The sequence below is a fragment of the Desulfovibrio sp. DV genome, assembly GCF_001936595.1.
Taxonomy (GTDB): Bacteria; Desulfobacterota; Desulfovibrionia; order Desulfovibrionales; family Desulfovibrionaceae; genus Solidesulfovibrio.
In genome coordinates, this window is the sequence record NZ_MLBG01000173.1 from 1 (window position 1) to 5452 (window position 5452).

Consider the following 5452-nt stretch of genomic DNA (forward strand, 5'->3'; position numbering starts at 1 on the left):
ACCCCTGCAACGGGAAAAGGTGTAACGGGTCCTTTGTCCTTGCTTGGCGTTTTGCCGGCTGTGGCTTGGGGGGCGGGCAGGGACAGGCTGTCACCGGGACGGCGGCAGATCGAGAACGGCGGCTGCGTCGCGGCCATCCACCAGCACCACCGCATCCAGACGAAAATACTTGTCGCGCTTAAGCTGCGTCAGGGTCACGGCCGTGCCCGCCGGGAGCAGGGCGGCCAGGGCCTCTCGGGCCGCTTCGCCTGCGTGCCGCACGACCGGATCGCGATGGCGCAACTCCGGCGCATCCACCCCGGCCAGCCGCACCCGGATCGATTTACCGATAATATCCGGATACTCCGGAATATCCACCACCACCGTATCCCCATCGCAAACCCGCACTATTACGCCCCGGGCCTGGCCGAAATCAGGGCCGCCGGCCAAGGCCGGGCCGAACCAGGGCCAGAGCAGGAGCAGAAGCGGACAGGCCGCAAGGGAGAATCGCATGGGCCAATGCTAATTGAATGTCCTATAAAATAGAACAACAAATTAAAGACAGGCGAAAAAATATCGGAGGCCCGGCAGAAGAGGCGAGGCCGGCGGTGCGGATTCAGATGAGGCCGAGGACCGAGAGCTTGTTGAGCAGTTCCGACCGGCTGGCCGGTTTGAGGAGATAGGCGGCCACCTGGCCGTCGAAGAAGGCGTTTAGGGTGTTGGCTTCGTCGTCCATGGAAGTGACCATGACGGCCTTGGCCCGGCATTCGGGGGGGAGGCAGGCGGTTTCCTCGGTTTCCCGAATCTGCGCCAGGGTTTCATGGCCGTCCATGTGGGGCATGATGATGTCTAGAAACACCACGTCAAACGGCTCGCCCTCGACGATGCCCCGGGCCACCGCCTCGACGGCCTCGGTTCCCGAGCCGCACATGACGCATTCGGCCAGACCGCTGAGATGGGCCGACAGCACGTGACGGCTGGCCGGATCGTCATCCACAACCAAAACCCGCATGACGCCTCCGTAAGTTGTCTTCGGGATACTCCTAGCCCAAGGCGGGCGGATGCTCAAGCGAAACCCGGATCGGCCGGTTACCTGACGGTGCCTGCGGCACTTGCCCGTGCCCTCTTGCCAAAGCGGCCGGGCAGGGTAGTAATGGGCTGCAGCCCCGGACGTACAGGACGGCCGGGGCGTTGTTGCCTCCCCCTGGGGAGCTGGAGGACTGTGATGCCATTAATTGAAGTTGATGCGGCGCGCTGCAAGCACGACGGCCTGTGCGTGGCCGTGTGCCCGAGCGCTTGTCTGGCGGCGGGCGAGGATGGCGGGCCGGTTGTGGCCGATGCGGCCTTGTGCAACGCCTGCGGGCATTGCGTGGCGGTGTGCCCCCACGATGCCCTGGTCCACAGCCGGGTCCCTGCGGCCGGCGTGCGCAAAAACCTGCGTTCCTGGCCGGCTCCGGATGTGGTGGACGCCATGCTGCGCGGCCGCCGCTCCATCCGGGCCTACAAGGACACGCCGGTTGCCCGCGAGGTTCTGGCTGAACTGGTGGATGTGGCCCGGTTTGCCCCCACGGCCTCCAATGTCCAGGAAGTGGGCTGGATCGTCACCGGCAACCCGGTCAAGGTCCGGGAACTGGCCGGCCTGACTGCGGCCTATTTTGCGGAAAATGGCACCCGCCCCACCTATTCGGCCAAGTGGGAGCAGGGGTTGGACTATTTTCTGCGCGGCGCACCGGCCCTGGCCGTGTCCTACGTTCCGGCCGACGCCCCGTTCGGGCCGGCCGACTGCGGCATTGCCCTGACCTTCATGGAACTGGCCGCCGTGGCCCGGGGCCTTGGCACCTGCTGGGCCGGTCTGCTCACCCATGCGGCCAGGCATTCGGCTCCGTTGCGCGATGCCCTGGGTCTGCCCCAGGGCCAGGTCGTCGAGGGCGGCTTGATGCTCGGCTATCCCAAAGTGCGCTACCCCGGCGTGCCGCCGCGTAATCCGGCCCGGCTTTCCTGGATCTGACAGCCTCAGACCGTGATCGCCTTGAGGACCACCAGGGTGATGTCGTCATCGCGCGGGGCGCTTGCCTGGAAGGCGGCCACGTCGGTGTGGACCGCGGCCACAATCGCCTCGGCAGAGAGGGCGGCATGGCGGCGCACCACCTCCCGGAATCGGTCTTTGCCGTACATGGCGTCGGCCGGATTGCGGGCTTCCCAGATACCGTCAGTGCCAAGGAGCAGCACCTGTCCGGGAGTCAGTCCCGGGCAGGACTGTTCCGTATAGACATGGTCCGGCAGGACGCCGAGGGGCAGGCCCGGGCCGAGGAGCTCGGCGAAGCTGTCGGTTGCCGGATCGTACACCATGGCCGGGTCATGGCCGGCCCGCGACCAGACCAGACGGCCCGCAGGAGCCAGTCCGCCGCCTTCCAGGCGCAGGAAATACAACGTGATAAAGCGGCCTGAGTCGGCCGTGTCCTGCCACAGCAGGGCATTGGCCAGGGTGAGCAGCGCGGCCGGGCCGCTGCCCGCGCCCTGGCCGCCGCGCAACAGGGCCCGTCCGGTGGCCATGAACAGGGCCGCGGCAATGCCATGGCCGGTGGCGTCGCCGACAATGATGTCGCAGCCGCCGTCCGGGGCCGGGGCAAAGGACAGGTAATCGAAATAGTCGCCGCCGGTCTCGTCGCAAAAAATCGTGGCTCCGGCCAGATCCAGGCCGGGCAAATGGGGCGGGCCCTTGGGCAGGAGGTTTTGCTGCACTTCCTTGGCCAGCCGGATGTCCTGCACCAGGCGCATCCGCTCGGCCAGCTTGGGGGCCATGGTGTTAAATGTCTGGGCCAGCCTGCCCAGTTCGTCCTGGCTGGCAACCGGAGCCCTGGCCTCGAAATCGCCCTCGGCCAGCCGGGCGGCGGCGGCAGACAGGCTGGTCAGGGGCCGGGTCACCGCCCGGGAGCCGTAATAGGCCAGGGCGGCCGCTGCGGCCACGGCCAGCAGGGCAAAAGACACCACCACGGCCATCATGCTCCGGGTCCGGGCCAGAATGGATGACTCGGCCGAATCGGCCTGATGCAGCACAGCCTGCCGGGGCACCAGCACCAGCAGGCCGGCCGGGGCCAGGGAAAAGGGCCGCAGCACGGCGAAATAATCCTCATCGCCAAAGGTCAGGTTCACCTGGGCGGCCTGCCGGGATTCCATGGCCGCCGCCAGCCTGGACAATCCGTCCGGATCGTCGAGAGCAAGAGGGGTCGGTGTGACCGGTGTTTTCCAGCCGAGATTCGGGTCGAGAAAATCACGATTGCCAATGATCTCGAGATGGCCCTCTTTGAACTGGACAAAGCAGGCCCGCACGCCGTCGCCCCAGCGCCTGGACAGGTCGCTTTCAGGCAAAAGCGCCTCCAGCGGCGCGTCAATGCCGACTACGCCGAGCAGCCGGCCGCCACGGTCGTGGATGGGGGCCGAGACCGTGGCCGTCAGCCGGTTGGTGGTGGCGTCGACCAGGATGCGCCAGGCCACGCCGTTCATCGTGACGGCCGCCTGGTACCAGGGCCGCTCCCGGGCGTCGTAACCGGCGGGCATGGGGCCATGGGCCGGAGCCGTGGCGATGATTCCGTCTGGCAGGGCGATGTAGGCCCACAACATGTTGTCGGCAAGCTTCTGCTTGAGCACGTCAAAGACCGGGGCCAGCCGCATGAGTTCCGCTCCGGCCTCCCCGGCCTGCTTCCGGGACATTCCGGGAGGGCCGTCCAGGGACGGCAGGGGCGTGGCGGAAGGCATATTCCCGTCCGGGCCGTCCGGCATAGCGCCCAGGATGCGGGTGGCCTCGCCGGCAAGCATGGCCAGGGCCAGTTCGAGCATCTGCCGGTTGTCGGCCACATCTTCGCCGATGAGATCAACCATAAGGGCCAGTTCGGACTCGGCCGCGTGTTTGAAGGATACGGCGGCCCGTTGGGCCAGTTCGTCGCCAAGGAGCCGGGCCTCGCGCAGGGCATAGATGCTGATGGCCACAAGCGGCGGCAGGACCAGCCCGAGCAGGACAATCAGGAGCTTGGTACGGATGCGCATGGACACCTCGGCTGCGGCTGGCGGGAGTGGGCCGGAAGAAGGTTCCCGGCCGGTCAACTGTGTAGTCGGGCCACCCGATATTGGCAAGGATCGGCCTTTACCCTTGACAGACCGCGAGGGCGCGGGTAACGACTCCCCTTCACCTTGCTCTTCCCGGAGGACTCCCGTCCCGGAGGAAGGGCCATGGACCAAAAGGAGGAACCATGCGGAAGTACGAAGCCTTGCTGTTGCTCTCTCCGGAGCTGGCAACCGACAATCGGCAGGAGATCCTCGAGAACCTCAAAGGGGTGCTCGAGCGTCAGGACGCCACCATGCTGGCCGTTGACGAATGGGGCATGAAGGAACTGGCTTATCCGGTGCAGAAAAAGACCCGGGGCCATTACACCCGTTTCGAGTTCGCTGCTCCGGCCACGGCCATCGCTGAATTCGAACGTATCGTGCGCATCACCGACGGCATCATGAAGTTCATCACCGTCAAGCTTGCCGACAAATACGTGCCTGTTGTTGAGGGGGCCTAAGCCATGGCATTTAAGAAAAAGTTCACCCCGAAAAAGAAGTTCTGCCGCTTCTGCGCCAACAAGAATCTTCCCGTTGATTACAAGCGTCCGGATATCCTCAAGGATTTCATCACGGATCGCGGCAAGATCATTGCCCGGCGCATCACCGGCACCTGTGCCAAGTGCCAGCGCCGCCTGACGCTTGAGATCAAGCGCGCCCGCCAGATGGCGATGTTGTACTATACGGCCACGCACAGCGCCGAGCATCTGAAGAAAATGTAAGGTAGGGAAGCCATGGAACTTATTTTGCGCGCGGACGTGGAAAACCTCGGCCGCCTCGGCGACAAGGTCTCCGTCAAACCCGGGTACGGCCGCAATTATCTGATTCCCCAAGGGCTCGCCATGCTGGCCTGCGAGTCCAACCTGCGCCGTTTTGAAAACGAACGCAAGAAACTGCAAGCCAAACGCGATGCCCAGGTGGCCGATGCCCAGTCCTTGGCCGACAAGCTGGCCGCCACCACCATCCTGATCGAAGTCCGCGTCGGTGAAGGCGACAAGCTGTACGGCTCCGTCACTTCCGCCATCATCGCCGACAAGCTGGCCGAGCAGGGCTTTGACATCGACCGCAAGAAAATCGTCCTGGCCGACCCCATCCGGTCGCTTGGCCACTACGATGTCGAAGTGAAGCTCATGCCGGAACTGCGCGGCACGGTCCGCGTGTCCGTCGTCCGCCAGGGCGGCGCTGAAGACGAAGATGTTGTTGTCACCCCTGCCGGGGCACAGGTCGAAGCCAATGGACAGTCCGAGGAAGAAACCGCGTAACTCCAAGTCTTCCGGCCTTTCCGGGAGCGGCGAACCGCTGACCGGGCAGGCCCTGGAGCGGGTCTCCTCAGACGTCCTTCGAAAAGTCCCCCCCCAGAATCTCGAAGCCG

The 5452-nt window shown here is 65.2% G+C and carries 7 protein-coding genes; 4 read left to right on the plus strand and 3 right to left on the minus strand.

From position 1 onward, the window contains the following. Positions 1–90: 90 nt before the first annotated feature. Positions 91–492, minus strand: a complete 402-nt coding sequence (locus tag DVDV_RS21400; RefSeq protein WP_075356593.1) for a thermonuclease family protein — start codon at positions 490–492, stop codon at positions 91–93. A 103-nt stretch (positions 493–595) separates the two neighbouring features. Next, positions 596–991: a response regulator gene (locus DVDV_RS21405; protein WP_075356594.1), complete on the minus strand. Its 396-nt coding sequence runs from the start codon at positions 989–991 to the stop codon at positions 596–598. 213 nt (positions 992–1204) lie between these two features. Between DVDV_RS21405 and DVDV_RS21410 the strand changes: the two genes are divergently transcribed. Continuing rightward, positions 1205–1987, plus strand: a complete 783-nt coding sequence (locus DVDV_RS21410) for a nitroreductase family protein (RefSeq protein ID WP_075356595.1) — start codon at positions 1205–1207, stop codon at positions 1985–1987. 5 nt (positions 1988–1992) lie between these two features. Here DVDV_RS21410 and DVDV_RS21415 read toward each other — a convergent pair whose 3' ends face one another. Then, entirely contained in the window at positions 1993–4023 is a 2031-nt protein-coding gene (locus tag DVDV_RS21415) for a SpoIIE family protein phosphatase (RefSeq protein WP_075356596.1), read from the minus strand. 203 nt (positions 4024–4226) lie between these two features. On the opposite strand from DVDV_RS21415, the gene rpsF reads away from it, so the two are divergent. From rpsF to rplI, 3 genes are read left to right on the plus strand one after another with little or no spacing between them, the layout of a single operon-like run. After that, positions 4227–4541 carry a 30S ribosomal protein S6 gene (gene rpsF, locus DVDV_RS21420; protein WP_043634173.1) on the plus strand — a complete coding sequence of 105 codons (315 nt, stop codon included), beginning with the start codon at positions 4227–4229 and terminating at the stop codon, positions 4539–4541. A 3-nt stretch (positions 4542–4544) separates the two neighbouring features. After that, on the plus strand, positions 4545–4802 hold the full coding sequence (gene rpsR / locus DVDV_RS21425; protein WP_024826324.1) for a 30S ribosomal protein S18: 258 nt from the start codon (positions 4545–4547) through the stop codon (positions 4800–4802). 12 nt (positions 4803–4814) lie between these two features. After that, positions 4815–5342, plus strand: a complete 528-nt coding sequence (gene rplI / locus DVDV_RS21430; protein WP_075356597.1) for a 50S ribosomal protein L9 — start codon at positions 4815–4817, stop codon at positions 5340–5342. The last annotated feature ends 110 nt before the right edge of the window (positions 5343–5452 follow it).

Bases quoted from the DNA above. Each gene is read 5' to 3' on its own strand.
- DVDV_RS21405 (WP_075356594.1), bottom strand. From the start codon at position 991: ATGCGGGTTTTGGTTGTGGATGACGATCCGGCCAGCCGTCACGTGCTG.
- DVDV_RS21415 (WP_075356596.1), bottom strand. From the start codon at position 4,023: ATGCGCATCCGTACCAAGCTCCTGATTGTCCTGCTCGGGCTGGTCCTG.
- DVDV_RS21400 (WP_075356593.1), bottom strand. From the start codon at position 492: ATGCGATTCTCCCTTGCGGCCTGTCCGCTTCTGCTCCTGCTCTGGCCC.
- rpsR (WP_024826324.1), top strand. From the start codon at position 4,545: ATGGCATTTAAGAAAAAGTTCACCCCGAAAAAGAAGTTCTGCCGCTTC.
- DVDV_RS21410 (WP_075356595.1), top strand. From the start codon at position 1,205: ATGCCATTAATTGAAGTTGATGCGGCGCGCTGCAAGCACGACGGCCTG.
- rpsF (WP_043634173.1), top strand. From the start codon at position 4,227: ATGCGGAAGTACGAAGCCTTGCTGTTGCTCTCTCCGGAGCTGGCAACC.
- rplI (WP_075356597.1), top strand. From the start codon at position 4,815: ATGGAACTTATTTTGCGCGCGGACGTGGAAAACCTCGGCCGCCTCGGC.